This window comes from Arthrobacter sp. TJ-217, from assembly GCF_058269255.1.
Genome location: NZ_JBZCNJ010000002.1, coordinates 137,984 through 160,737 on the forward strand (window position 1 = coordinate 137,984; position 22,754 = coordinate 160,737).

A 22,754-nucleotide genomic window follows, 5' to 3' on the forward strand; every position below is an offset into this window, starting at 1 on the left:
CCCGACGAGTACCGTCATCTCGTCCATTGCACCTTCCCGTTCGAACATGTTCTGTACCACCTGTACCGTGCGTATCTTCCATCAGCGAAATCGAAAGGCTATAGTTCTGATGCGCCTTACACATTTCGCATTGATGGGGGAACCTTCCACGCGGGCTGGGCCGGTTGCAACGTTTCATTCTCGGGCGCGCTGCGCCCCACCTCGCCCCACCCTCGGAAGGACCCACGAATGTCCCAGTATGCGCGCCAGAGCAGGCCGGCGTATCCCAGCGAGCAGCCCTTCGGCGGAGGCGGGCTGCAGTACCGCGGCGGGGGCATGCCCTTTGACTCCCAGGCCGGCAAGAGACACGCGCAGCTGTCGTTGGTCTTCGGCGTGCTCGCGCTGTTTTTCGGAGTCTTCTTCGTGATCTTCGCCCCGCTGGCCATCGTGCAGGCAGGCAAGGCCGAGGGCCTCGGCGAGCCGGCGAATGCGGGCCGGATCCTCGGCTGGGTAGCCATCGGTTATTGGGTGATCTGGTTCATCCTGATGGCAATTATCTACTCGTTCATGTTGAGCCAGTTCGCGTTGATGATGAGCGACCTCGAAATGCTGATGGGAACGGTGCCCCCGGAGTACGGCCCGCCCGTCTAGGCAGCCCGTGAGGCGAGGGGTTGTTCGAAGACGTAGTCGTTCTCGATCCGTCCGCCCAGGCGGAAGGTCTTGGTTCCCGCAAGGCGGAAGCCGCTGCGGGAGTAGAACCGGATGGCACGCTCGTTCTCCTGATTGACGCCAAGCCAGATACCCCGCATTCCACTCCCGGCCGCCGCGGCAAGCGACGCGGCCATCAGTGCTCCCGCGGCGCCGGTTCCGTGGTGCGCCGGATCTACGTAGAACTTGCTGAGCTCAATGGCGGGCAGGAGCGTCAGGGCGGAACGGACCTGCGGGTCGGCCGGCTGGGTGCGGACCAGCATGCTGTATCCCTCGACGCGCGGATCCGGCCCGGTATCCGCGTCGCTGCCTCCTGCGGATTCTCCGGCCCCGAGGCACAACAGGATCCGGTCCGGGTCGCTGAGATAGTCCTTGAACCGGTTCACCGACAACTCGGTGGCAAGAAAATGGTCGATGTCCCGTCGGTCGGAACCCGGGGGACAGGCGAGTGGAAAGGTCACGGCCGCGCACGCTGCAAGGGCCGCGGCGTCGCCGGGGCCCGCGGCGCGGATGGAAAACTCCATCGCCTTACGATGGCTCTGGTGATGGCATTGCACCACTGTAACCCCGGCTCAATGGTGAGCGGGGTGCTCCGGGGAACATGCCGGATTATGGCTGTCGGTAGGGGCCGACTGAGGCTCCCAAGGTAATAAACCGGCACTCCTCCGTCTCTGGAGGGCAGTCAATCGGTGAAGTCCTCGGTCCCGAGGCGATGAAGTGGCAGTACACCCAGGGGGTTCAGGACTCCTCGGTGATCAGTCCCTCCTGGGGGAGTACTCCACCGACCAGACCCTTTATCCCACGCTCCAGCAGTATTTCCGGGACAGCCAGGGGTCCCTTGGGCGGACGCCGCTGCCCGAACGGCCGCAGGGATGAGAAAAGCCCCGGTGGAAGAGGCTGGCTCTTCCACCGGGGCTTGGATTCCCTTACGGCCCGGCAGCGCCGTAAGGGAACGCTCCTGCCTCCACGTGGTTCAGGCGGCAGGAGCGTTCCCGCCAGGGTTTGGTGCTTCGCGCCCCCGAATCAGGCTGCGGTGACGGAGCCCGGCTTGCGCGTGGTGTGGACCGGCTTGTCGGGGACGTGCGCCGGACGGCGCTTGGCGAACTCGGCGCGAAGCTCGGGGAGGACCAGTTCGCCGAAGAGGTCGAGCTGGTTCAGCACGGTCTTCAGCGGCAGGCCGGCGTGGTCAATCAGGAACAGCTGGCGCTGGTAGTCGCCGAAGTACTCCTGGAAGGAGAGGGTCTTCTCGATGACCTCCTGCGGGCTGCCGACTGTCAGCGGCGTCTGCGCCATGAAGTCCTCCATCCGCGGGCCGTGGCCGTACACCGGGGCGTTGTCGAAGAACGGTCGGAATTCCTTCACGGCGTCCTGGGACTTCCGGGCCATGAAGAACTGCCCGCCCAGGCCCACGATCGCCTGGTCGGCGGCGCCGTGGCCGTAGTGGGCGTAGCGCTCGCGGTAGAGCCCGATGAGCTGCTGGTAGTGCTCCTTGGGCCAGAAGATGTTGTTCGCGAAGAATCCGTCACCGAAGTATGCCGCGATTTCGGCGACCTCGGGGGTGCGGATCGAGCCGTGCCAGACGAACGGGGCGACGCCGTCGAGGGGGCGCGGGGTCGAGGTGAAGTTGCGCAGCGGGGTGCGGAACTTGCCTTCCCAGTTCACGACGTCGTTGTCCCACAGTTGGCGCAGCAGGTTGTAGTTCTCGATGGTCAACTCGACGCTGTCCTGCTGGTTCTTGCCGAACCAGGGGTAGACCGGGCCGGTGTTTCCGCGGCCCAGGATCAGGTCGACCCGGCCGTCGGCCAGGTGCTGCAGGGTTGCGAAGTCTTCGGCGATCTTCACCGGATCGTTCGTGGTGATCAGGGTGGTCGACGTCGAGAGCTTGATGCGTTCGGTCTGCGCGGCAATGTACGCGAGGATCGTGGTGGGGGAACTGGCGTAGAAGGGCGGGTTATGGTGCTCGCCGGTGGCGTAGACATCCATGCCGATCTCTTCGACCTTCTTGGCGATCGCGACGGCGGCCTTGATGCGCTCACCCTCGGTCGGGGTCTTTCCGGTGAGCGGGTTGCGGGTGACGTCACTGACTGTGAAAACGCCGATTTCCATGATTTCTCCAAACGGTGGTGCGGGTCTTGTGGGTTTGCTGTGGTGTGGCGCTGGCGCCGGGTGTTCTCAGGCGGCGGCGCGCGTCGTTCTGCGGTTGACCATCCAGGCAGCGGCGGCCAGGACCATCACGACGGCGATCACGATGGTGGTTGCCGTCGTGAGCCCCAGGGGGCCGGTGAGGGCGCCGATCGAGAGGACCGGGATGGCGAGGCCGCTCTGTGCTGCAATGAAGTACGCTGCGACACTCTTGGCGTGGCTCTCGTGTGGTACGGCCCTCGCCAGCTGGCTCAAGCCGCCCATGAACGTCAGGCCCGCCCCGAATCCGCCAAGGATCGTGCCTGCCCCGAACACCACGAGGTTCGCGGTGAGGAAGCCGGTGAGCACCAGGGCGAGGGCAAGGATCAGAACCGGAAGTCCGCGGAGGATCGACCACCGGGGCGCCTTTCCCCGGAATGACAGCTGCGCGATGACGCCAATCTCAAAGAGGATGAACGTCGCGAGCCCTGCCAGTGCCAGGTTGTGCACGTCGAGGGTCTGGGCGATGAACCTTGGGGTGAGGCTCGAGAACAGGCCAAGGAGGGTGAAGGTCGGGACGACGGCGATGGCCGACTTCCCATAGATCCCCAGAGCCGAGCGGGGTACCCCGACCCTCGGCGCCCAGTTGATCTTGCCCACCGTGCGCGGATGGGTTTCGGGAACGAAGAAGGTCAGGAGGAACGCCGCTGCAACAAGGGCGCCGAACACGATGAAGATCAGGGCCGTCGGTGCGGGAAGGTACTGGGCGAAGACGCCGGCCACGAGCGGGCCGAGGCCGAGGCCACCCATGTTGGCGGCGGTCGAGATCATCGAGGGGAACGCCTTGTTCTTCCCGCGGTACAGTTCCGCCAGTGCGGCGGTGGCTGCCGAGGTCATCAGGCCCACACCGACACCGCTGAGGAACCGTCCTGCGAGCAGCATGGGGACGTTTGCGGCGAAGAGGAAAAACAGGGTGGAGAGGATCGTCAGCGACAGCGCGGCGAAGGCCAGGGGCCGGCGGCCGATCTGGTCGGAGAGGCCTCCGAAGAAGATCAGCGCGAGCAGCGTTCCGAGCACATAGACGGCGAACACCCAGGTTGTGGTTTCGGCGCCGAACCCGAACTCGTCGCCCCAAAGGGTATAGAGGGGGATCGGCAGGGTGCCGCCGGTCGTCATCAGGGCGAAGGTCGTTGCGATGATTGCGAATGAGGCTGTGTATTTGGTCTGCGGTAGCCGTGCCATTTTCAGATTTCCCTTTGATCGGGTCGTTGTGCTGGTTCGGTGTGGAGCAGGACCCGAACGATGAGACCGGAGGCTGCGCCTACAAGAGTTGTGAGGATGCCCGCCCAGAGCGGGAGGACAGCGATGCCGAACAGGGCATCCACCGAGAGTGCGCCGGGGCCGGTGATGCTCAGCGCTGCGGCGATAACGATCAGCACCAGCGGGTATTCGTACCCGTCGTGCTGTACCCAGAGGCCCTTCGAGGCTTTGACAGTCAAGGCGACCGTCATCACGCCAATGGCCACCATTCCCGCAAGCGGAGTGAGGGCTCCGAAAGCGAGAAAGAGGCCGGATCCGAGTTGGCCGAGGCCCGCGGCCAGCGCCGTCACGGCACCGCCGCGGAACCCATCGGCGCGGAACTCGTCAATGCCGCCCTGGAGACCTGAGCCTCCCAGCCGAAAGGAGACCTTCTGCAGCCCATGGCCGGCAATCAACAGCCCGATCACCACCCGCAGCAGCAGGATTCCAATATCGGCATTCATGATCCGGTCTCTTTCGTCGTTTCGTGGGGCTGACCGGCCGGACGGCCGGTCAGCCGTAGTGCTTGCCAACCAGTGGCTTCTCAGCCGTGCAGCTCCAGCCGGGTGCAACGTCGGCCGGGTGGCTGATTAGCCGGCGTTTCCGCCGATGAAGTCACCGGCGTAGTGCATGCCCAGGCCGTAGGTTCCGCCGTGGGCCTTGACGACCTCGGTGACGGGGATGTAGGTCTCGCCGCGGGCCCAGTCGCGCTGGAGCTCGAGGAGGACCTGGATCCAGGTCACGGGGACGGCGCCGGCGCGGGTCATGCGCTNGTGCGGCCGGTGGCCTTGATTGCCTCAACGACGCGCTCGTCTTCCCAGGCGTTCATCGTCGAACGGTCGATGATCTCCTGGCCCGGGAACACCGCGGCCAGGTCGGGCAGAATGTTGCCGGAGAAGGACTGCGCGGCAACGGTGGTCAGGATCGTCGGCACGTTGAAGGCCTTGGCGGACTTGGCCAGGCCGACGGTGGCGTTGATGATCGAGGTGCGGTCTCCGCTGCCTACGCCGAAGAACATCTGGGGCTGGTGGTCAACGAAGAGGAACACGCTGTTATCCGGCGTGAGCAGGTCGTCACTGGGGGTGGCGGTGACGTTGGCGAAATCGATGGTAGCCATTTCTTCTTTTCCTTTGTACTGGTTCCTGCTGAATGCCGTGCGAATGATTTCGTACAGGTTTTTCTTATTCGTGGGGCTTAGTGGCTGTGCGTTTCGAACGCGCTGTCGGAGATGGCGGGAGCCGCGCCGTAACGGGCTGCACGCCATTGCCTCTGCTGCTCGGACTCGGCTGCCGCCTGGGCGAGCAGTTCGGCCTGGCGGCCTCCGGCCATCGAGGGCTTGGGGGTTGCCTGGTATCCGCCGTAGTGGGCCACGGGGCTCCACAGCGGGGAAACCTTGGGCATTTCCTCGTCCTGGCCCTCGTAGTCGCCTGCGGCGTAGACGATCCGTCCGCCGACAACCGTGAACAGGGACTCGATGTGCGGGATGTCCCGCTCCTCGACGGCGAAGAAGTCATCCGAGAGAATCGAGAGGTCTCCGTAGAAGCCCTCCCGCAGGACGCCCTTCACGTCGTCCTCGCCGGTGAGCTTGGCACCGGCGACGGTGAACATCTCAAGCGCCTGCTCGCGGCTCACGCGGTTCTCGGGCGGGTAGATGAGGGTGTCCCCAACGGTCCGTCCGGAAACCAGCCAGTGCAGGGCAACCCAGGGGTTGTAGGACGAAACGCGGGTGGCGTCCGTTCCTGCGCCGACGACGAGTCCGCGGTCGAGCATCTTGCGGATCGGTGGTGCTTCGGCTGCCGCACCGGCGCCGTAGCGCTGGACGAAGGCCTCACCCTGGAAGGACATGCGGTTCTGGATGGAGAGTGCTCCGCCCAAAGCCGCGACTCGGTCAAGGCTCCGGCCGCTGATCGTCTCGGCGTGGTCGAAGATCCACCGGTTGTCGCCGGGGAACAGGCCTTCTGCGGCAAGCTTCTCGAAGACAGCGAGGTCGCGCTCGATCGTCTCGTTGTAGGTGGCGTGGAGGCGGAAGCCCCAGCCGTTCTCCATCATCAGACGGACTGCCTTCTCGAACTCAACCTCGTAGTCGGGGGAAAGCTCGGGGCGCGGCTCTGTGAAGTTTTCGAAGTCGCCCGCTGCCCAGGTGAGGTTCTCACCGGCGCCGTTGAGGCGCAGCCACTCGTCGCCGTCACCCGGGTTGACTGTCTCAACCCAGCGGCGGAGGTCGTCGACTTCCTGCCCGGCCACCTGCGGGAAGAGGTGGTAGGCGATGCGGAGGGACAGCTTGCCCTCGTTCGCCAGGTCCATCACCGTGCGGTAGTTGTCGGGGAAGTTCTGGAAGCCGCCGGCCGCGTCGATGGCGGAGGTCAGGCCGAACCGGTTCAGTTCCCGCAGGTACTGGCGGGTCGAATCCTTGCGTTCCTCGGCGGGCAGCAGCGGAGCCTTGGCCAGGGTGGAGTAGAGCACCAGTGCGCTTGGCGCGGCCAGGAGGAGCCCTGTGGGCTCGCCGTCACGTCCACGGACGATCTGGCCGCCCTTGAAGTCGGGGGTTTCCTTGGAGTAGCCGGCAGCCTTGACCGCGGCGCGGTTCAGCAGTGCGGAGGAGTAAAGGTTGAGGATGAAGACCGGGGTGTCCGGAGCCGCATCGTTCAGCTCTGCAAGGGTGGGAAGACGCTTCTCGGCGAACTGCTCCTTGTTGAATCCGCCGACAACGCGGACCCACTGGCCCTTGGGGGTGCGTGCTGCCTGCTCGCGGAGCATCTGCATGGCCAGCTTCAGGGTCGGCACCCCGTCCCAGCGAAGCTCGAGGACATAGTTGAGGCCACCGCGGATCACGTGGAGGTGCGAATCGTTAAGGCCCGGGACCACCCGGCGGTTCCGCGCGTCAACGACCTTGGTGTTGGGCCCGGCGACCTTGGCGATCTCCGCGTCGTCGCCGATGACAGTGACCTTGCCGTCCCGGATGGCGACGGCGGTCGCTTGGGGGCGTGCCGGATCACCGGTGAAGATCTTGCCGTTCCGAACAATCAGATCAGCGGGTTCAACCGCATCGGACCGGGGAACGATCCCTGCTACGGGCATTGTGGGCATATCTGCCCACCTCCAATCAGCTAACAAACGTGGTTCGCTCGGACCGTGGTGGTCCGGGTGCATGATCTATAACTTAGCTTCCACGCAATTTATTTCCGTGGAAGATATCTTGACGCCAAGGGGTGCTGCTTCTGGCAAGTCGAGGGCCTCGACCACCAGGCATGCGACCTTCTCCTGCTGCTGCCGGCCGGGCCGGTATCTCGGGTCAGTTCCTACAACATACCTTCCATGCAATTTATTTCCAAGCAAGATAAATCGCTGGGCCAGATGACCTCGGCTGCATCCCACGCTGGGCGGGGAGGGGAAGGAGGGCGCAGCGGTGCTGGCTCCCTGAGCCGCGTGTGCCGGACCTGTACTGCCGAATCTGTGTGTGCCGGACCTGTACTGCCGGATCTGTGTGTGCCGGACCTGTACCGCCGGACCTGTGTGTGCCGCATCCGGTGCGCCGGCTCAGCGCGGCGATTGTCTATGGCGAATGTTCATACCAGGGGTGGACGGAGCCGCAGCGCCGTTTTGCGAAACTGGGTCAATGACCTCTTCCGCTCTCCACGCCCGGCATCTTCACATCGGATTGTGGGTCGTGGCCGCCGCGTCGTGGATTGGAGCAATGATCACCGAACGGCTTCTCTTCACGAAAGACATCAACTGCGACCTTTTCGGCGGCCGCTCGTTTTTCGGAGAGGCGGCGTGGTCGTGGTTTCCGCCCGGCCGGACCTGCACCTGGGTTATCGACGGTCTCACGGCTGTGGAGAGTCCAGGGGCCGACCGTCTTATGGTTCCGGTATTGCTCGTCCTGTGGTTGTTCGCTGTGCTGTCCCTCAGCCAGAACGAGCTGTTGGGCAAGGACGCAGCGATGAAGAGGCGCGGAATCCGTTCGACCCGGGCACTCTAGCGCAAAGCCTCGCCAACCAAAGAGCAGTCGGCTCACCCGCACGCGGTTTGCCGAAAATCTTCAGGCAGCTCCACCGGCCCCTGCCTCACTCACAATTCCGGGCACCACCGCAGCTCAAGGGCCCCCGCGGCCCAAAGAATCCACACCCGGAATCCGCACCCCCGAATCCGCATCCAGAATCCGCACCCCCGCGCTCGTCATCAAGGCGCATATTGGGGCGGCTGGATCGAGATCTGTCTAGGGTGGCACCAGCACCGCTTCACAAGTCCCGCTCCCTCCGCACCAGCGCACAAAAGTCCGATCTGACAGAGGAGCCCCAATGGGCCAGGAACCAGCGACACCCCCTCCCGCACAAGCCGTGCCCGATGACGACCCGAGCCGTCAGGCCACCGTCGTCAGTCCCGACAAGTCCGACCTGCAGCACATCGGCCTGGCCGGGGGCACCTACACCGTCCTGCTCGGCGGCTCCGACACTGCCGGGGCGTACACTCTTATCGATATGCTCATTCCACCGGGAGGGGGCCCCCGTCCCCACCGCCACAACTTCGAGGAAATGTTCACCCTTACCGAGGGTGAAGTCGAGTTCACCTTCCGCGGCAAGAGCTTCACCGCGGTCGCCGGCGAGACGATCAACATTCCCGCTAATGCGCCCCACTTCTTCCGAAACCGTTCCACCAGCACAGTGCGCATGTTGTGCATGTGCACCCCTGCCGGCCAGGAGGAATTCTTCGCTGTCGTCGGTGACCCGGTGGCCACCCGAACCACCCCCGCCCCCGAGCTTGACGAGGAGACGCTTGTCCGGCGGCGGGAATTGATGATGGAACTGGCGCCCAGCTACCGCACCGAACTGCTTGGCTCGTAACCCTCCCGCACCGCACTGCCGCAGGGCCCTCCCGTCACTTCGCAGGAGCAGAAGAAAAGACGCAGCCGGGTGCCCGGCTGCGTCTTTGTGGTGGAGCGGTGTTGTCTAGCTGACCAGGGTCGGCCGTCGGGGGCCGGGTGCCGGGGTTTCCGGGTGGTCCGCGGAGGGTTCCGCGCCCGAGGACGGTTCTGAAACATCAGCCGCTGGTCGGTTTGCCGGGGCCGGGGGTTGGATGTCGACCGTCCGGCGCAGAGCCTTCTCCTTGATGAAAAGGACGCTGATCAGGGCCAGGACGGCGATCCCGGCGGTGATCAGGAAGATCAGCGCCGTGCTCTCACCGTAGGCGGCCCGGATGATGTCCCCAATGGGGGCGGGAAGTCCGACCGGGTTGAGGGAACCTCCGGTGGATCCGGAAAGGTCCGGGGAGAGTCCGGCGGCACGCAGGCCCTCGGCCGTCTTGGCCGCTGTCTGGTTTCCCAGGACGGCGCCGAGTGCTGCAACACCGGCCGCCCCGCCGATGGTGCGGAAGAACGCCACTGAAGCACTGGCTGAACCGACGTCCTTCACCGAGACTGTGTTCTGGACGGCGAGCACGAGGTTCTGCATCAGCAGTCCCAGGCCCAGTCCGAAGAGAAAAGTGTAACCTCCGACGAACCAGAGGCCCGTGACCTCATCGATGGTGCCCGCGAGGCCGAGCCCGAGGATCAGCAGGGCCGAGCCCACGATAAGGAAGCGCTTCCACCGTCCGAAGCGTGTAATCAGCTGTCCGGAGGCGACAGATCCGATCAGGTTTCCCGCAATCATGGGGAGGGTCAGCAGGCCGGCCTCGGTTGCAGTGAATCCACGGGCCACCTGGTAGTACTGGCCGAGGTAAGTGGTTGACGCGAACATTGCAACGCCGACTGCGAGGGAGGCGACGATCGCAAGGGCGGTCGTGCGCTCGGTGATGATCTTGAGCGGGATCACCGGCTCGGCGGCCTTTGACTCAACAAGGACCAGCAGCGCCAGGAGCAGGACGCTTCCGCCGACCATTCCGGCGCTCTGCCAAGACAGCCACCCGAAAGTATCGACTTTGCCGACGAAGGAGACCCAGATCAGGAGGGTGCTCACGCCAAGGGTCAGGAGCACTGCACCGAGCCAGTCGATTGTGACCCTGCGGGGGCGGTGAACGAGCTTGAGGGTCAGTTGGAGCAGGACCATTGCAATGACGGCAAGGGGCACGACGACGAAGAAGGTCCATCGCCAGCCGAGGGGCGAATCCACGATGACGCCGCCGAGCAATGGCCCGGCCGCGGTTGCTGCGGCGATGACCCCACCGAGATAACCCGAATAGCGTCCGCGTTCCCGCGGTGAGACCATCGCTGCGATGATCGCCATGGCGACGGCGGTCAGGCCTCCCATGGCGATGCCCTGGATAGCGCGGCCGGCCAGCAGGACCGGGATGTTTTGGGCGAGTCCTGCGAGCACTGAACCGGCCACGAAGACCACGATGCTCAACTGCACGAGAATTTTCTTATCGAACAGGTCCGCAAGCTTTCCCCAAAGGGGCGTGGTGACCGCACCGGCGAGAAGGGCTGCCGTAATGACCCACGCGAAGTCGGTCTGTGACCCGTTGAGGTCCGAGATGATGGCCGGGAGGGCGTTGGCCACAATGGTGCTGCTGAGGATTGCTGTGAAAAGTGCGGCGAACAGGCCGGTGAGTGCCTGAAGGACCTGCCGGGCGGACATTGCGTCGCTTACCTGCGGTTGCGGCATCGGGGTGGTGCTGGTCATGATGATCCTGCCTGGATTGGGGAGAAAGACCGTCGAATAGGGGATTGCGTCGCTGCTGAATGACGTCGACTGCGGGAGATCCGTTGGATGCCGGGGCGGGGGCTTCGGAGCTGCTTGCCTTAGGTGGGGCTAGTAGCCCGAGGCCCTGTCGAGGAGTTCCTGGAACGGAACTGAGTTGTGGCCCTCCGTCGGGGTTGAGGTGCGGGCGGAGATCCGTACCGCTCCGGCGAACTCCCGGGCGGCGCGGTGGATCCTGTGCTCGAGGGACTGGATTGAATCCGATCCGGCGCCCCAGTCCTCCGGTGCGGCGTAGACCGCTGTGGGCACGACAACCGCGCGGAGGTAGCTGAACAGGGGGCGCATTGCGTGTTCGAGCATCAGTGCGTGGCGGGCACTTCCACCCGTGGCCCCCATCAGCACCGGCATCTGCTCAAGTGCCGTGGGCTCCAGGACGTCGAAGAAGGACTTCAGCAGGCCGCTGTAGGAACCGGAGAAGACAGGACTCACAACGACGAGGGCGTCGGCGCGGGCGAGCCGGTCGATGACCGAGGCCAGCGCCGGAGCGGGATAGCCGGTGATGAAGTTACTGGCGATGTCCACGGCATGGTCCCGCAGTTCCACCGCGTCGATCTCGACCGGCGAGCCAGGGGAGGCGAGTTCCGCTACGACGGCGTCGGCCAGCTGATCGGCAAGCATCCGGCTTGATGAAGGAACCCCCAGTCCGGCGGATACAACCATGATTCGCTGCGTAGTCATTCGAACTCCATCTCGGTGCTTCGTCGCTTGTTTTATGTTGCCGGGCACATGATTACAACCGGAACCGGCCCTGATTCATTCCCGATCAAGGCCTCGTTTGAAGGGGAATAGTCCGGTGGTTTAGGCAGTTACGTGGTGGGCAACTTAAATTTCAAACGAAAGCGCCGCCCGTCCGGACCCTCTGCGTCCAGAACGGCCCGCAGAAGGAGGAATCATGCAGATTGGCATTTTCAGCGTCGGTGATCGAACGATGGACCCGGCAACGGGCCGGCTCCCCACGGAACGTGAACGCATCAAGGGGACTGTTGAGATAGCGCTCCGTGCGGAGCAGGCGGGCCTTGACGTCTTTGCCACCGGCGAACACCACATCCCGCCGTATGTAACCTCATCGCCCACAACGCTTCTCAGCTTCATCGCCGCCCGGACGAGCACCCTCCACCTGTCCACCTCGACAACCCTGATCACAACGAACGACCCCGTGAAAATCGCCGAGGACTACGCGATGCTCCAGCACCTGGCCGACGGCCGCCTGGACCTGATGCTGGGCCGCGGGAACAGTGGACCCGTGTACGGGTGGTTTGGAAAGGATTCCCGCAAGGGTGTCGACCTGGCCATCGAAAACTACGCTCTCCTGCGAAAGCTGTGGGACGAGGACCGGGTCACCTGGGACGGGAAGTACCGCACGCCGCTGCAAAACTTCACATCCACGCCCCGTCCACTCAATGACGCCGCCCCCTTTGTATGGCACGGATCGGTTCGGACCCCGGAGATCGCCGAACAGGCCGCCTACTATGGCGACGGGTACTTCGCGAACCACATTTTCGGCCCGCCCCAGCACACAGCACGGATGGTCGGCCTGTACCGCGAACGGTTCGAGCACTACGGGCACGGCCGTGCGGACCAGGCAATCGTGGGCCTCGGGGCGCACGCCTTCATCCGCAAGAACTCACAGGATGCCGTCCGGGACTTCCAGCCCTACTTCGACAATGCACCAATGTTTCCCGGAGGCTCGGCCCTGGCGGATTACATGGCGCAGACCCCAACAATCGCCGGCAGTCCCCAGCAGGTGATCGAAAAGACGTTGTCCTTCCGAGAGTATGCAGGCAACTTCCAGCGCATCCTGTTCACCCTTGAGATCGGGGGAGTGCCGCTGGCAACCACATTGGAGCAGATTGACCTGCTCGGGGAATATGTGGTCCCCGAGCTCCGGAAAGAACTCGCTTCCGCCCCCGTCTGACCCGGCCCGCAGCGGCCACGGGAAGAACTCGCGTGCCAAGTCCGGAATAAACGGGGCCCTCCACCCGCTATACAAGTGGCTGGCAACCTAAAACCCCAGAAGATCTCAGGGGGCCCGCGAAACCGGCCCCCGGAGCAGGGAATAAGTTCAGAATCACAACAGTTCAACATGTGGTCGGCAACGCAAATTGGACGCCGACACAATCAAAGGAAATCCAGTGAACACCAACCGTGCAGTACTCATCACCGGCGCAGCAGGCGGCGTAGGATCGGTCCTCGTCGAGAGGTTCCTTGCCAACGGCGACTCGGTCATTGCAACGGATGCCAGCGAAGGGACCCTTACCGCATGGCGGCAGCGGTACGCTGCCGGCGCGAAGCTCTCCATCATCGCCGCCGACGTCTCCTCCGATGAGGACGTCACCCGCGTTGCAGGCTTCGCCCGGAGCACCGCCGGGCGCGTCGATGTGCTGATCAACGCCGCGGGCTACTTCCCGTTCAGCAGGTTCGAGGACATGCCGTCCACCCAGTTCCGCAAAATCATCGAAATCAACCTGACGGGCACCTTCCTGATGACCCAGGCGATCCTTCCCCTCATGAAGGATCTGGGTGCCGGCCGAATCATCAACTACGGTTCCGGATCCGTCTTTGACGGCACCGCTGGCCAGGCGCACTACGTGGCAGCGAAGGCCGGGGTTGTTGGCTTCTCCCGCTCACTGGCCCGTGAGGTCGGTGGATACAACATCACCGTCAACGTCATCACCCCGGGCCTGACAGTCACCAAGGCAGTCCGCGACAGCTTCCCCGCCACGATCCTGCAGGCCCAGCGCGACGCCCGGGCCATCCAGCGCGACGAGGTTTCTGAGGATCTCGTGGGCCCCACGTTCTTCCTTGCATCCGAGGACTCAGCCTTCATCACCGGCCAGATCCTCAACGTCGACGGCGGCGCGTACATGTACTGATCCCACGGTGCCCCGCCCGGACCAGCCACCAGACCCGCCGGCATCACTGCCGCTATCAAGACTCCAAACCACCACAGATCGGAAGAAAAAATGACGAACCTCTTTGAACCCACGACCATCGGCAACATCACCCTTGACCACCGTCTCGCCATGGCGCCAATGACCCGCAGCCGGGCCAATGCGGACGGCACCCCCGGGCCGCTGACGGCCGAGTACTATGCCCAGCGGGCATCGCTGGGCCTCCTCATCACCGAAGGCGTCCAGCCCTCGGCAGACGGCCAGGGCTACCTGAACACTCCGGGCATCTACACCGACGCCCACGTCGAGGGCTGGCGTGAGGTTACCTCCGCGGTCCACGAGGCCGGCGCCGCGATGTTCGTGCAGCTGATGCACGCCGGGCGGATGTCCCACCCGGATAACACACCCCATCACCGCACCCCTGTGGCACCCTCGGCCATCGCCCCGGGCGTGCCGATGTTCACCATGACCGGCCCGCAGGATATCCCCGTCCCCCGGCAGCTCAGCGTTGATGAAATCACCGCCACGGTGCAGGACTTCCGCGACGCGGCAGCGGCTGCCATCCGGGCCGGAGCCGACGGCGTCGAGATCCACGGCGCCAACGGGTACCTCCTGCAGCAGTTTTTCGCTCCTAACGCCAATGAGCGCACCGACCAGTACGGCGGCTCCATCGAGAACCGCGCCCGCTTTGCCCTCGAGGTCGCCAAGGGCGTCGCTGAGGAAATCGGGGCCGAGCGCACAGGCATCCGCCTCTCGCCGGGCCTGACCCTCGGCGGCTTGGACGAAGGTTCCGAATCGGGGGATCTTTACCGCTACCTCGTTGGCGAACTTGCCAAGCTCGACCTGGTCTACGTGCACGTGCTGCACATTGGTGATGATGACCTGCTGCGCGACATCCGTGCAGCCTGGCCCAACACGCTGCTGGTCCTGCGCGCCGGACGGGCCCGCGAAGACGTAGGAGTTGATGTCGAGGCCGGACTGGCAGACATCGCCCCGATCGCCTCCTGGGCCTTGGCCAATCCCGATGTCGTCGAGCGCCTCAAGACGGGCGCGGAGTTCAACGAAGGGGACCCGGCGACCTATTACGGCGGCGGCGCCGCGGGCTACACCGACTACCCCGTCCTAGAGCCGGCCGGCAAGTAGTCCACGCAGCAGCAATGACGGGCGCGATAGGCCCGGAATGAGAGACATTAGTGGGTGGAGGGGCAGGCAGCCCCTCCACCCATTGGTGCGAAATGGGAGGAGGGGTCCCGGCGACCGGAGCACGCCCGCCCCCGAACCCGGCTACATCCGCCGCGGCCCGCGCAATCCGGGGCAGCGGAGCGACGGAATGCTAGGGTTGACCCGCTTGGGCGTGGGGGCCATATTGGGCCCTACCGCCCATCCCATACCTCAGGAAAACGAACCAAAGGCAGCAATCGTGAAGACCCCGAACGGAACTGCGGAGTCCCAGCCCTCCACGGCCCGCGACTTTCCCGCCAGCTGGGCCATCTTCAGCCTGGCCCGTTCGCACCGGGCGTTGGCGGCGTCAATGCTCGCCGACCTTGGGCTTTTCCCAAGCCAGGAACTGATCCTCATGCAGCTCTGGAACGAGGATGGCCAATCACAGAAAGCCCTGGGCCAAACCCAACGATTCGACCATTCCACGATCGCCAAATCGGTGCGCCGACTCGAGTCCGCAGGTCTGGTGCGGCGGGAGAAATCCCACGCGGACGGCAGGGTCACCCTGGTCTTTCTGACAGACGCCGGGCAGGCCCTCAAGGACCGCACCCTCGGAATATGGGAAGAACTCGAACGCAAAACCGTCCAAAGCCTCACGGCTGAGGAAAAGGCGCAACTTGTCGCCCTCGCGTGCAAGATCATTCCCAACCTCGAATAGAACTCTGGGAGGCCGGCACTGCGCCGAACGTCCTCGACGAAGGCCGGCCCCGGGCCGGGACAAACCCGAAGGGCCCCAGCGGGCGGAATAAGAATCCGCCCGCTGGGGCCCTTGCTGCATCGGGCGTTCCTCCAGACCGTGGCTGCGCTCGGCCGGACCGTGGAGACAGCCATCCTTGCCGCTGCCCCTTGCGCGGCTGGCTCATCGCTCCAGGAGCCACCTGCACAACTTAGGACCTAAGGGCACGGCACTTCGGCGCCGCTGACCTGAACCGTTGTGCCCGGCGCCAGGCCCTGGCACTGCTCGGCCAGTTCAACGAAGTTGGGAATGAGTGACATTGCGGCAAACGCAGCGATTGCCAGGAGTACTGTGCCGAGAATCCCGACAATGATCCCGGCAAGGGCGAATCCGTTGCGGCTCCCACTTTTTCGGGCCTTGACCAGTGCGACGATGCTGATGACCAGTCCGATCGGGCTAATGAGGAATGCGAAGACGAGGCCGACAACACCTAGGGTCTTCCTTGCAGGGGCATTCATTCCATCGGGCGTGCTGTTGTACCGGGAGTTTTTCTCAGTGCTGTGAAGCGAATAGTTCGACATGGGTTCCTAACGGCCGGGAACGGCTTTGTTATGTGTTTGGCGTGGCGCCACCGAGAGCGCAAAATGCTCCTCTTTACATTTCCAGCCTAGTCCTTCATTAGTTCAGCATTGCGCCTCCCGGCAGACAATCATCCGAAATGAGTACGAATGTCATCCGATGTACCTAGGGGTGCGCCTGGGAAGATCGTCGGCCACAATGTCCTGGCGAATGGTCAGTCTGGCCGCGGAATCTCCGGCCCTTGATCTGGCATCCGGTGAGGCCGTTCAAGGTGGCGGAGCACGCGCCTTCGGGCCGAGACCCCAATTGATGCAATTCACTTGTCGCTGTCCGCTGCGTGCCGCGTCGAAGGGTGGAAGAGTCGCGCATTTACAGGCTTTATGTTATTGAAGAAGATGCAATTCCCTCTTGAATCGATGCTATTGCATTTTGGTCGGCACGAGGTGCCTTAGCAATGGAAATCGTCTTAATTGATGGAATGAACGTCACCGATGAAATAATCGCCGGAGATGGTCCGCCGAAAGATCAAGCGTCAGATATCAGGCCCGAAGAATAGGATCGCAGCGCAATATCCTTCTGGGGCTTTGAGTCCCCTGACGAGCTTTTGAGGAACGGCCGCCGGCAGGGGGTATCAGCCGGAAGGGAACAAGCGAAGCCGGGAAGGGAACAAAAAGCCGGCATCCCCCGGCCGGCAGCAAAGTGACCCTGCCCAACACCCGGGGCGGTGCTCGCGGTGCTGCAGTGGAGGCGAGGGGGGCGGCGCGCCAGAAGCGTGCACTTTTTGCTTCCATGGAATATACTTGCTCGACGAAGAACTATCGGCGGTTCCCCTTCGCCGGAAAGGCCCGAAAAATGTCATCCCCCAAAACGCTCCCAGCGTCCGTTCCCACCGATGGTGAAGTGGTGTCCGAGTGGGGGCTGGTCATCCGCGGGTTTGAGGTCACCAACAAGAAGCTTCACAAGGCAGTAGCCGCGGCATTCAGCCTCGACGAGCCCGAAACCGAAACGATGCTGCGCCTCGGGGCCAGCCCCATGCATCGGGTTCCGATGACAGTGCTGGCACGCGAAGCAGCATTCAGCTCCGGAGGCTTCACGAAAGTGGCAGACCGGCTGGCCCGCCGCCAGCTCGTCAAGCGGTCACCGTGTGCGGACGACCGCCGAATCACCTACCTCGAGTTGACGCCGGAGGGCCAGGAGCTGGCAACCGAGCTGCACTGCCTCGTTGCGGACATGGTGCGCTCGATCTACGTCGACGTCCTGGGTGCTGAGCGGGCCGCCGTGGTCGCCGGCGCGATGCGCGATCTCCACAAGGCCAACCGCCCTCCCGCATAGACGCGATCCGGCGGACGAGACCGGCCCCAAAGACGGGCCCGACTTTGCAAAGGGACACGCCGCCGCGGTTGAGCCTACGGCCGTCGAACGTCGTAGGTCAGCGAGGCGAACTGACCCAGCTGCTGGGCACTGCGCAGCACCAGGGTGTCGGGAAGGACCTTCCGCGGCAGCAGGGGAGCACCGCCGGTCAGGGCCGCCGGCGCAATGGACACCTGGATCTCGTCGAGGTGTCCCGCGTCGAGGAACTGCCCGGCGAGGTCACCGCCGCCGACAACCCAGATGTCCTTTTCCCCGGCGGCTTCCACCAGGGCAGGAAACGCCGCTTCAACCGACCCGCTGAGGAAGCGCACGTCCGCCCCCGCCGGCACCGGCAGCTTCCGCGTAGTGAAGACGAACGTGGGGCGCTGCCCGAAGTACGCAGGCCACTTCCCGGGATTGTCGAGCAGCTTTTCCTCCCGGAGGACCCATTCATAGGTTGTCGAGCCCTGCACGAGCACACCGATACCGGCGAGGAACCGTTCATGATGTGCAGGTTCGGGTGGTTCGGCGGCGAAGAGCCATTCGAGGGAGTTCGCCTCGTCGGCGATGAACCCGTTGAGTGAGGTTGCGGTGTTATAGATGACGCGTGGCATGACAGAAGGGTAATTCTTTCTTGGCGTCAAGATGAGGCCCCGGCCGTTGTGCACCTTATAAGGCAGCGCCGGCGCTCCGCCTTCCGAGTGCGGCCACCGAGGCCACGGTCCATGCGGAATCGAAAACGACGAAGTTGACGTCGCCCTTCGTTGCTCCGTGCACAAGCAGCCCGCTCACCAGGTTCCTCCGGCGACCGGGTTTTCGTCGACGTAGCGGTAATAGTCCTGAAGCTCGAGCTCCCGCGCTGCGTCCCGGTCGATGACAAGGGTGGCGCGCGGGTGGTGCTGCAGCACCGAGGCGGGGCACATGCTCGAGACAGGGCCCTCGACGGCGCGGGCAATTGCAGCCGCCTTGGCGGGCCCCTGGGCGACGAGCAGGACTTCGTGGGCCTCGAGGATTGTGCCGAGCCCCTGCGTGAGGCAGTGCTTCGGCACCTGCTGCTCGTCGTCGAAGAAACGCGAATTATCCATCCGTGTCGCGGACATCAGGGTCTTCACCCGGGTGCGCGAGGCGAGGGAAGACGTCGGCTCGTTGAAGCCGATGTGCCCGTTGCGGCCGATCCCCAGGATCTGCAGGTCGATTCCCCCGGCGGCGGTGATTTCCGCTTCGAAGTCCTCGCATGCGGCAGCCAGGTCGGAGGCGTATCCGTCCGGAACATGGACCCGGCCGGGGTCGAGCCGCAGCCGGCGGGTGACCTCCCGGTCGATGACAGAGTGGTAGCTCTCGGGGTGCTGCGGGGGAAGGCCCACGTACTCGTCGAGCGCGAAGACGTTGAGCGCCGCGAGCCCGGGAACCCACCGGGACTCAAGGGCCTTGTAGATGGACAGGGGAGACGAGCCGGTGGCAACGCCGAGGTTCCGCAGCTTCCCCGCGGTCAACCGACGAAGAATCAGGTCACTTGCATACTCACCGATTTGGGAGGAGTTTTCGAGGATCACAAGGTGCATGGGCTGCCAATCGCTGCGTTCGTGCCTGGGGCGCGGGCGGGGGGTGTGGTCAGGAGGCGGAGGGGGATCCGGGAGCCTGAGGCGCCACGGTCACCTTCGTGCCGTGCGCTTCGAAAGCGGCCTTCTGGTCGGCGGTGATCCCGGAGTCGGTGATGAGGTTGCTGAAGACATAGTCGGGCATCGTTGCGAAACTGCGCGTTCCAATCTTCGACGAGTCAGCCACGATGTAGGTCTCGGAGGCGCGGCGTGCCATGAGCGAGTTGACTGCCGCTTCCCCCTCGTCGCTCACGGTCGGGCCGACCTCGGGGTCGAGGCCGTTCACTCCGACGAAGGCGAGGTCCAGGGCAACCCGCTGAAGGATGACGTCGGTGTAGGGTCCGACCAGTTCGTAGGAACGCGGATTCACGACACCGCCGGTGACCATGATTCGGATGTTCGGCCGGACGACGAGCTGGGCGGCGATGTTGATGGCGTTCGTCACCACCGTGAGTGTCGGTTTGCTTGAGGGTTCAAGGAGGTCGGGTCGCATGCCGAGTGCGTGGGCAATGGCGGTGCTTGTTGTCCCGCCGCAGAGGCCGATCACTGCGCCCTTGGGGACAAGGGCGCTCGCCGCGCGGGCAATCGCCTGTTTCTGGGCGGTGTGGTCGTCCCGGTTGTACCGAGTCGGCAGGTCGTAGGCTACAGATTCCATCGTTGCACCGCCCCGGGTCCTGGTCAGGAGCCGCTGCGTGGCGAGGCTGTCGAGGTCGCGCCGGGCCGTAGCGGGGGAGACTTTCAACTCCCGGACGATGTCCTCGACCTGCACGTGTCCGGCAACGGCGATCAGGTCGAGGATCGCGTTGAGCCGCTCGGTCTTTTCCAGGATCACTCCCCGCCTTCGGCAGTGTCCCGGCCCGCGGCCAGGAGATGAAGCAGTCGTGCTGCCTCCGGAGCGAGCGCCCGGCGGCCGGCACCGAGGTACGTGCGGGAATCGACGAGGTCGGGTGAGGCCTCGAGCGCTTCGCGGACGGCCCGGGTAAAGAACCCGTTGAGGTGCGTTGAGACGTTGATCTTCGTCATGCCCGCCCGGACCGCTTCAACGAGCATGGTGTCGGGCACTCCCGAGGAGCCGTGGAGCACCAGCGGCACTCCGGTCGCGTCCTTGAGCCTCCTGATCAGCCCGAGGTCGAGCTCCGCGCTGCGGGTGGTCATTGCGTGCGAGGAGCCGACGGCGACGGCGAGGGCGTCGACGCCGGTTCCCTCAACGAAGGCTCGGGCTTCCTGGGGGTCGGTGCGCACACCGGGTGCGTGGGCGCCGTTCTTGCCTCCCACCTCGCCGAGTTCCGCTTCAACGAAGGTGCCGTGGCTGCGGGCGTCCTTGACGATGCGGGCCGTGGCGGCAACGTTCTCTTCGTAGGGAAGGCGGGCGCCGTCGTACATGACCGACCCGAAGCCCAGGGCGATCGCCCGGTGCACCAGGGCTTCGTCTTCGGCGTGGTCGAGGTGGAGCGCAACCGGGACACTCGCCGAATTGGCGATGGCGATGCAGGCCAGCGCGAGGGGTTCAAGCGCGCCGTGGTAACTGGAGCAGTTTTGGGAGATCTGGAGAATGACGGGGAGTCCGGCAGCCTCGGCACCCTGGACGATCGCTTCGGCGGTCTCGAGGTGCAGCACGTTGAACCCGCCGATGCCGCTGCCTGCGGCGGCAGCGGCCTCGACGAGGGTGCGGGTTGCGGTAAGGCCCATCAGTTTCCCCTCCTTGTGCTGAATGCGGCATCCTGGCGGCGGGTGACCAGCACGGTCCCGGCGAGGCCTTCATGATCACGGGAAATTTCGCCGGCGATGGGCACGAGCACTGCGGCGGCCGACCAGACGGTGGCCCGGCGGAGCATGCGGGCCGTGGCGTCCGGGCCTTCGGCCGACCCGTCGGTGAATGAGGCAGCGAGTGCTGCAACAGCCGCGTCGCCGGCGCCCGTGGGATTGCCGGGGAGCGGCTCCGGCAGCGCCGCGGCAAGGTGGGTGTCCGGGTCGCGGGCGTCAAAGGCCAGGAGTCCGGCCTCACCGCAGCTGACGAAGACCCGTTGCGCTCCGCGCGCCAGCAGCGACCGGGCCGCGCTGGGGATGTCGGGAATCCCCGTTGCCTCGACGAGTTCGTGCTGGTTGGGCTTCAGGGCTGTGGCTCCGGCGGCCGCCGCGGCCAGCAGTGCCGATCCAGTGGTGTCGATGATGCAGGGAATGCCCAGTGCCGCCGATTTCCGGACGAGACCGGCGTAAAAGTCCGCCGGAACGCCCGGGGGGAGGCTGCCCGAGCCGACGAGGCAGCCCGCCTGTTGAAGGGCGGCATCGATGGTCCGGTCCAACCCGGCCAGCTCGTCCGTACCGAGGCGCGCCCCGGTCTCGTTGAAGATGCTCGTGAGCGAGGCGGTGTCGTCGACGAAGGCGAGGGTGCGCCGGGTGGGCGCGGAAACGGAGACGAGCGCGGCCGGAACTCCGCTCGAGTGAAGGTCGGCACTGAACACCGCACCACCCGGTCCGCCAACAGGTGCGACGGCCAGGGCCGCACGGCCCAGCTGGTGGAGAACCCGAGCCACGTTGACGCCCTTGCCGCCCGCCCGTACGGTCGGCGCATCAACCCGGTGGGTGTTTCCCGGCACCAACCCGTGCACGGTGTAGGTTTCGTCGAGGGCGGGGTTGGGCGTCACCGTGACGACGGTGGCGGGCACGCGGCGGGTGTTCATGGGTGTGCCACGAGGTCGCGGGCCCGGAGCCCTGCACCGATCAGGCCCGCGTCCTGGCCGAGGACCGAAGCGAGGATCTGTGGGCGGCGGTGGAAGGAGAGGCTGTCTTCGACGCGCCGGCGCAGCGGGTCAAGGAGTGCCGGGCCTGCCTGGGCGAGCCCTCCACCGAGGATGACCGCCTCGCTCCCGAGGATCGCGGCAAGCTGGCACACGGTGAAGGAGAGGGCACCGACGGCGTCGTCCCACACCTTCTGAGCGGTTGTGTCCCCCTCGGCCGCGGCTTCGAGCACGTCCCGTGCTCCCGAAACCGGGATGCCGGACAGCTCCGAGTAGCGCCGTTGGATTGCCCCTGCCGAACCGAGTGTTTCGAGGCATCCGTGTGCCCCGCAGGGGCAGGCCGTCCCTCCGGGCACCTGGGCGTGGCCGATCTCGCCGGCGTACCCGCCGGCGCGCACGAGCTGTCCGCCGCAGAAGACCGCTGCGGCGATGCCCGTGCCGATGACCAGGACGGCGGCGTCCCGGAACCCGCGTCCGGCTCCGGCCCGCATTTCCGCTTCCCCGGCAATGCTGACGTCGTGGCCGAACGCCACGGGGAGTCCTGTGGCGCTGCGGATACGTTCGGTAAAGGGATAGTCGCGCCAGCCGAGGTTCGCGGACATCAGGCCCAGTCCGGCGTCCTCGTCAACGAGCCCCGGTACCACGAACCCGATCGATTGGATGGTGAATGCAGGAAACTTGTCCTGATATTGAAGGGTCAGGGACTGCACCCTGTCCACAACGACGTCACCGGGCCGGCGTGCGTCGTGGGGGGTTGGAACACGCAGCAGTTCGTGGAACCGGCCCGCCTCGTCGATCAGGGCCACCTTCATGTCGGTTCCGCCAACGTCGAACGCGAGGACGCCGCTTGGAGGTGCCGCTTCGTCCCGCGCCGGTGGGACGTGCCCATGATCCACCTTCAC

The 22,754-nt window shown here is 65.0% G+C and carries 25 protein-coding genes and 1 pseudogene; 9 read left to right on the plus strand and 17 right to left on the minus strand.

Features of this window, described 5'->3' with window-relative positions; all coding sequences use genetic code 11:
• Positions 1-228 precede the first annotated feature (228 nt).
• Positions 229-630 (plus strand): hypothetical protein, encoded by a 402-nt coding sequence (locus AC4D2R_RS03750; protein WP_490937640.1) that lies wholly within the window; start codon positions 229-231, stop codon positions 628-630.
• Here AC4D2R_RS03750 and AC4D2R_RS03755 read toward each other — a convergent pair.
• Positions 627-1,211, minus strand: a complete 585-nt coding sequence (locus tag AC4D2R_RS03755; RefSeq protein ID WP_490937643.1) for a GNAT family N-acetyltransferase — start codon at positions 1,209-1,211, stop codon at positions 627-629. The genes AC4D2R_RS03750 and AC4D2R_RS03755 overlap by 4 nt on opposite strands.
• 193 nt (positions 1,212-1,404) lie before the next feature.
• On the opposite strand from AC4D2R_RS03755, the gene AC4D2R_RS03760 reads away from it, so the two are divergent.
• Positions 1,405-1,563 carry a hypothetical protein gene (locus AC4D2R_RS03760; protein ID WP_490937645.1) on the plus strand — a complete coding sequence of 53 codons (159 nt, stop codon included), beginning with the start codon at positions 1,405-1,407 and terminating at the stop codon, positions 1,561-1,563.
• Between the two features lie 147 nt (positions 1,564-1,710).
• Here the strand turns inward: AC4D2R_RS03760 and AC4D2R_RS03765 are convergent, their stop codons facing one another.
• The 6 genes from AC4D2R_RS03765 to AC4D2R_RS03790 all read right to left on the minus strand — a co-directional run bounded on the left by AC4D2R_RS03765 (position 1,711) and on the right by AC4D2R_RS03790 (position 7,194).
• Positions 1,711-2,793, minus strand: coding sequence for a CE1758 family FMN-dependent luciferase-like monooxygenase (locus tag AC4D2R_RS03765; protein ID WP_490937648.1), 1,083 nt, complete (start codon positions 2,791-2,793; stop codon positions 1,711-1,713).
• 66 nt (positions 2,794-2,859) lie between these two features.
• Positions 2,860-4,050, minus strand: coding sequence for an MFS transporter (locus AC4D2R_RS03770; protein WP_490937650.1), 1,191 nt, complete (start codon positions 4,048-4,050; stop codon positions 2,860-2,862).
• A 2-nt stretch (positions 4,051-4,052) separates the two neighbouring features.
• A complete protein-coding gene (locus tag AC4D2R_RS03775) occupies positions 4,053-4,571 on the minus strand; it encodes a DoxX family protein (protein WP_490937653.1) in 519 nt (172 codons plus the stop codon).
• Between the two features lie 126 nt (positions 4,572-4,697).
• Complete coding sequence (locus AC4D2R_RS03780) at positions 4,698-4,874, minus strand: hypothetical protein (protein ID WP_490937655.1); 177 nt, start codon at positions 4,872-4,874, stop codon at positions 4,698-4,700.
• Entirely contained in the window at positions 4,871-5,371 is a 501-nt protein-coding gene (locus AC4D2R_RS03785; RefSeq protein WP_490937657.1) for an isochorismatase family protein, read from the minus strand. Before AC4D2R_RS03785 ends, AC4D2R_RS03780 begins: the two co-directional genes overlap by 4 nt.
• On the minus strand, positions 5,302-7,194 hold the full coding sequence (locus tag AC4D2R_RS03790; protein ID WP_490937659.1) for an amidohydrolase: 1,893 nt from the start codon (positions 7,192-7,194) through the stop codon (positions 5,302-5,304). Before AC4D2R_RS03790 ends, AC4D2R_RS03785 begins: the two co-directional genes overlap by 70 nt.
• 529 nt (positions 7,195-7,723) lie before the next feature.
• On the opposite strand from AC4D2R_RS03790, the gene AC4D2R_RS03795 reads away from it, so the two are divergent.
• Positions 7,724-8,086: a hypothetical protein gene (locus tag AC4D2R_RS03795; protein WP_490937661.1), complete on the plus strand. Its 363-nt coding sequence runs from the start codon at positions 7,724-7,726 to the stop codon at positions 8,084-8,086.
• 319 nt (positions 8,087-8,405) lie between these two features.
• Positions 8,406-8,948 (plus strand): cupin domain-containing protein, encoded by a 543-nt coding sequence (locus AC4D2R_RS03800; RefSeq protein WP_490937663.1) that lies wholly within the window; start codon positions 8,406-8,408, stop codon positions 8,946-8,948.
• A gap of 225 nt (positions 8,949-9,173) precedes the next feature.
• Here AC4D2R_RS03800 and AC4D2R_RS03805 read toward each other — a convergent pair.
• Together AC4D2R_RS03805 and AC4D2R_RS03810 are read right to left on the minus strand one after the other, a co-directional pair.
• Positions 9,174-10,721: pseudogene (locus tag AC4D2R_RS03805) on the minus strand (MFS transporter); the annotation flags it as partial.
• Positions 10,722-10,850: 129 nt separating this feature from the next.
• Positions 10,851-11,477 carry an FMN reductase gene (locus AC4D2R_RS03810; RefSeq protein WP_490937665.1) on the minus strand — a complete coding sequence of 209 codons (627 nt, stop codon included), beginning with the start codon at positions 11,475-11,477 and terminating at the stop codon, positions 10,851-10,853.
• A gap of 214 nt (positions 11,478-11,691) precedes the next feature.
• Between AC4D2R_RS03810 and AC4D2R_RS03815 the strand changes: the two genes are divergently transcribed.
• The 4 genes from AC4D2R_RS03815 (at position 11,692) to AC4D2R_RS03830 (ending at position 15,569) form a co-directional block, all read left to right on the plus strand.
• Positions 11,692-12,714 carry a CE1758 family FMN-dependent luciferase-like monooxygenase gene (locus AC4D2R_RS03815; RefSeq protein WP_490937667.1) on the plus strand — a complete coding sequence of 341 codons (1,023 nt, stop codon included), beginning with the start codon at positions 11,692-11,694 and terminating at the stop codon, positions 12,712-12,714.
• Positions 12,715-12,931: 217 nt separating this feature from the next.
• The gene (locus tag AC4D2R_RS03820; RefSeq protein WP_490937669.1) at positions 12,932-13,672 is read left to right on the plus strand and encodes an SDR family NAD(P)-dependent oxidoreductase; all 741 of its coding nucleotides are present in this window, start codon (positions 12,932-12,934) and stop codon (positions 13,670-13,672) included.
• 90 nt (positions 13,673-13,762) lie between these two features.
• The gene (locus AC4D2R_RS03825) at positions 13,763-14,833 is read left to right on the plus strand and encodes an alkene reductase (protein WP_490937671.1); all 1,071 of its coding nucleotides are present in this window, start codon (positions 13,763-13,765) and stop codon (positions 14,831-14,833) included.
• A gap of 277 nt (positions 14,834-15,110) precedes the next feature.
• Positions 15,111-15,569 (plus strand): MarR family winged helix-turn-helix transcriptional regulator, encoded by a 459-nt coding sequence (locus AC4D2R_RS03830; protein ID WP_490901754.1) that lies wholly within the window; start codon positions 15,111-15,113, stop codon positions 15,567-15,569.
• A gap of 236 nt (positions 15,570-15,805) precedes the next feature.
• On the opposite strand, the gene AC4D2R_RS03835 is transcribed toward AC4D2R_RS03830, so the two are convergent.
• Positions 15,806-16,168 carry a DUF4190 domain-containing protein gene (locus AC4D2R_RS03835; protein WP_490937673.1) on the minus strand — a complete coding sequence of 121 codons (363 nt, stop codon included), beginning with the start codon at positions 16,166-16,168 and terminating at the stop codon, positions 15,806-15,808.
• Between the two features lie 850 nt (positions 16,169-17,018).
• Here AC4D2R_RS03835 and AC4D2R_RS03840 point away from each other — a divergent pair.
• Entirely contained in the window at positions 17,019-17,498 is a 480-nt protein-coding gene (locus AC4D2R_RS03840; RefSeq protein WP_490937675.1) for a MarR family winged helix-turn-helix transcriptional regulator, read from the plus strand.
• A gap of 74 nt (positions 17,499-17,572) precedes the next feature.
• On the opposite strand, the gene AC4D2R_RS03845 is transcribed toward AC4D2R_RS03840, so the two are convergent.
• The 7 genes from AC4D2R_RS03845 to AC4D2R_RS03875 are packed head-to-tail and all read right to left on the minus strand — an operon-like array spanning position 17,573 to position 22,754.
• Complete coding sequence (locus AC4D2R_RS03845; RefSeq protein WP_490937677.1) at positions 17,573-18,130, minus strand: dihydrofolate reductase family protein; 558 nt, start codon at positions 18,128-18,130, stop codon at positions 17,573-17,575.
• A 55-nt stretch (positions 18,131-18,185) separates the two neighbouring features.
• Complete coding sequence (locus AC4D2R_RS03850) at positions 18,186-18,308, minus strand: hypothetical protein (protein WP_490937679.1); 123 nt, start codon at positions 18,306-18,308, stop codon at positions 18,186-18,188.
• Entirely contained in the window at positions 18,305-19,078 is a 774-nt protein-coding gene (nagB, locus tag AC4D2R_RS03855) for a glucosamine-6-phosphate deaminase (protein WP_490937681.1), read from the minus strand. The genes AC4D2R_RS03850 and nagB overlap by 4 nt, the downstream gene beginning before the upstream one ends.
• 49 nt (positions 19,079-19,127) lie before the next feature.
• Entirely contained in the window at positions 19,128-19,940 is an 813-nt protein-coding gene (locus AC4D2R_RS03860) for a DeoR/GlpR family DNA-binding transcription regulator (RefSeq protein WP_490938357.1), read from the minus strand.
• Between the two features lie 2 nt (positions 19,941-19,942).
• The gene (locus AC4D2R_RS03865; RefSeq protein ID WP_490937683.1) at positions 19,943-20,803 is read right to left on the minus strand and encodes a class II fructose-bisphosphate aldolase; all 861 of its coding nucleotides are present in this window, start codon (positions 20,801-20,803) and stop codon (positions 19,943-19,945) included.
• Positions 20,803-21,795, minus strand: coding sequence for a 1-phosphofructokinase family hexose kinase (locus tag AC4D2R_RS03870; protein WP_490937685.1), 993 nt, complete (start codon positions 21,793-21,795; stop codon positions 20,803-20,805). Before AC4D2R_RS03870 ends, AC4D2R_RS03865 begins: the two co-directional genes overlap by 1 nt.
• Positions 21,792-22,754: an ROK family protein gene (locus tag AC4D2R_RS03875; protein WP_490937687.1), complete on the minus strand. Its 963-nt coding sequence runs from the start codon at positions 22,752-22,754 to the stop codon at positions 21,792-21,794. Before AC4D2R_RS03875 ends, AC4D2R_RS03870 begins: the two co-directional genes overlap by 4 nt.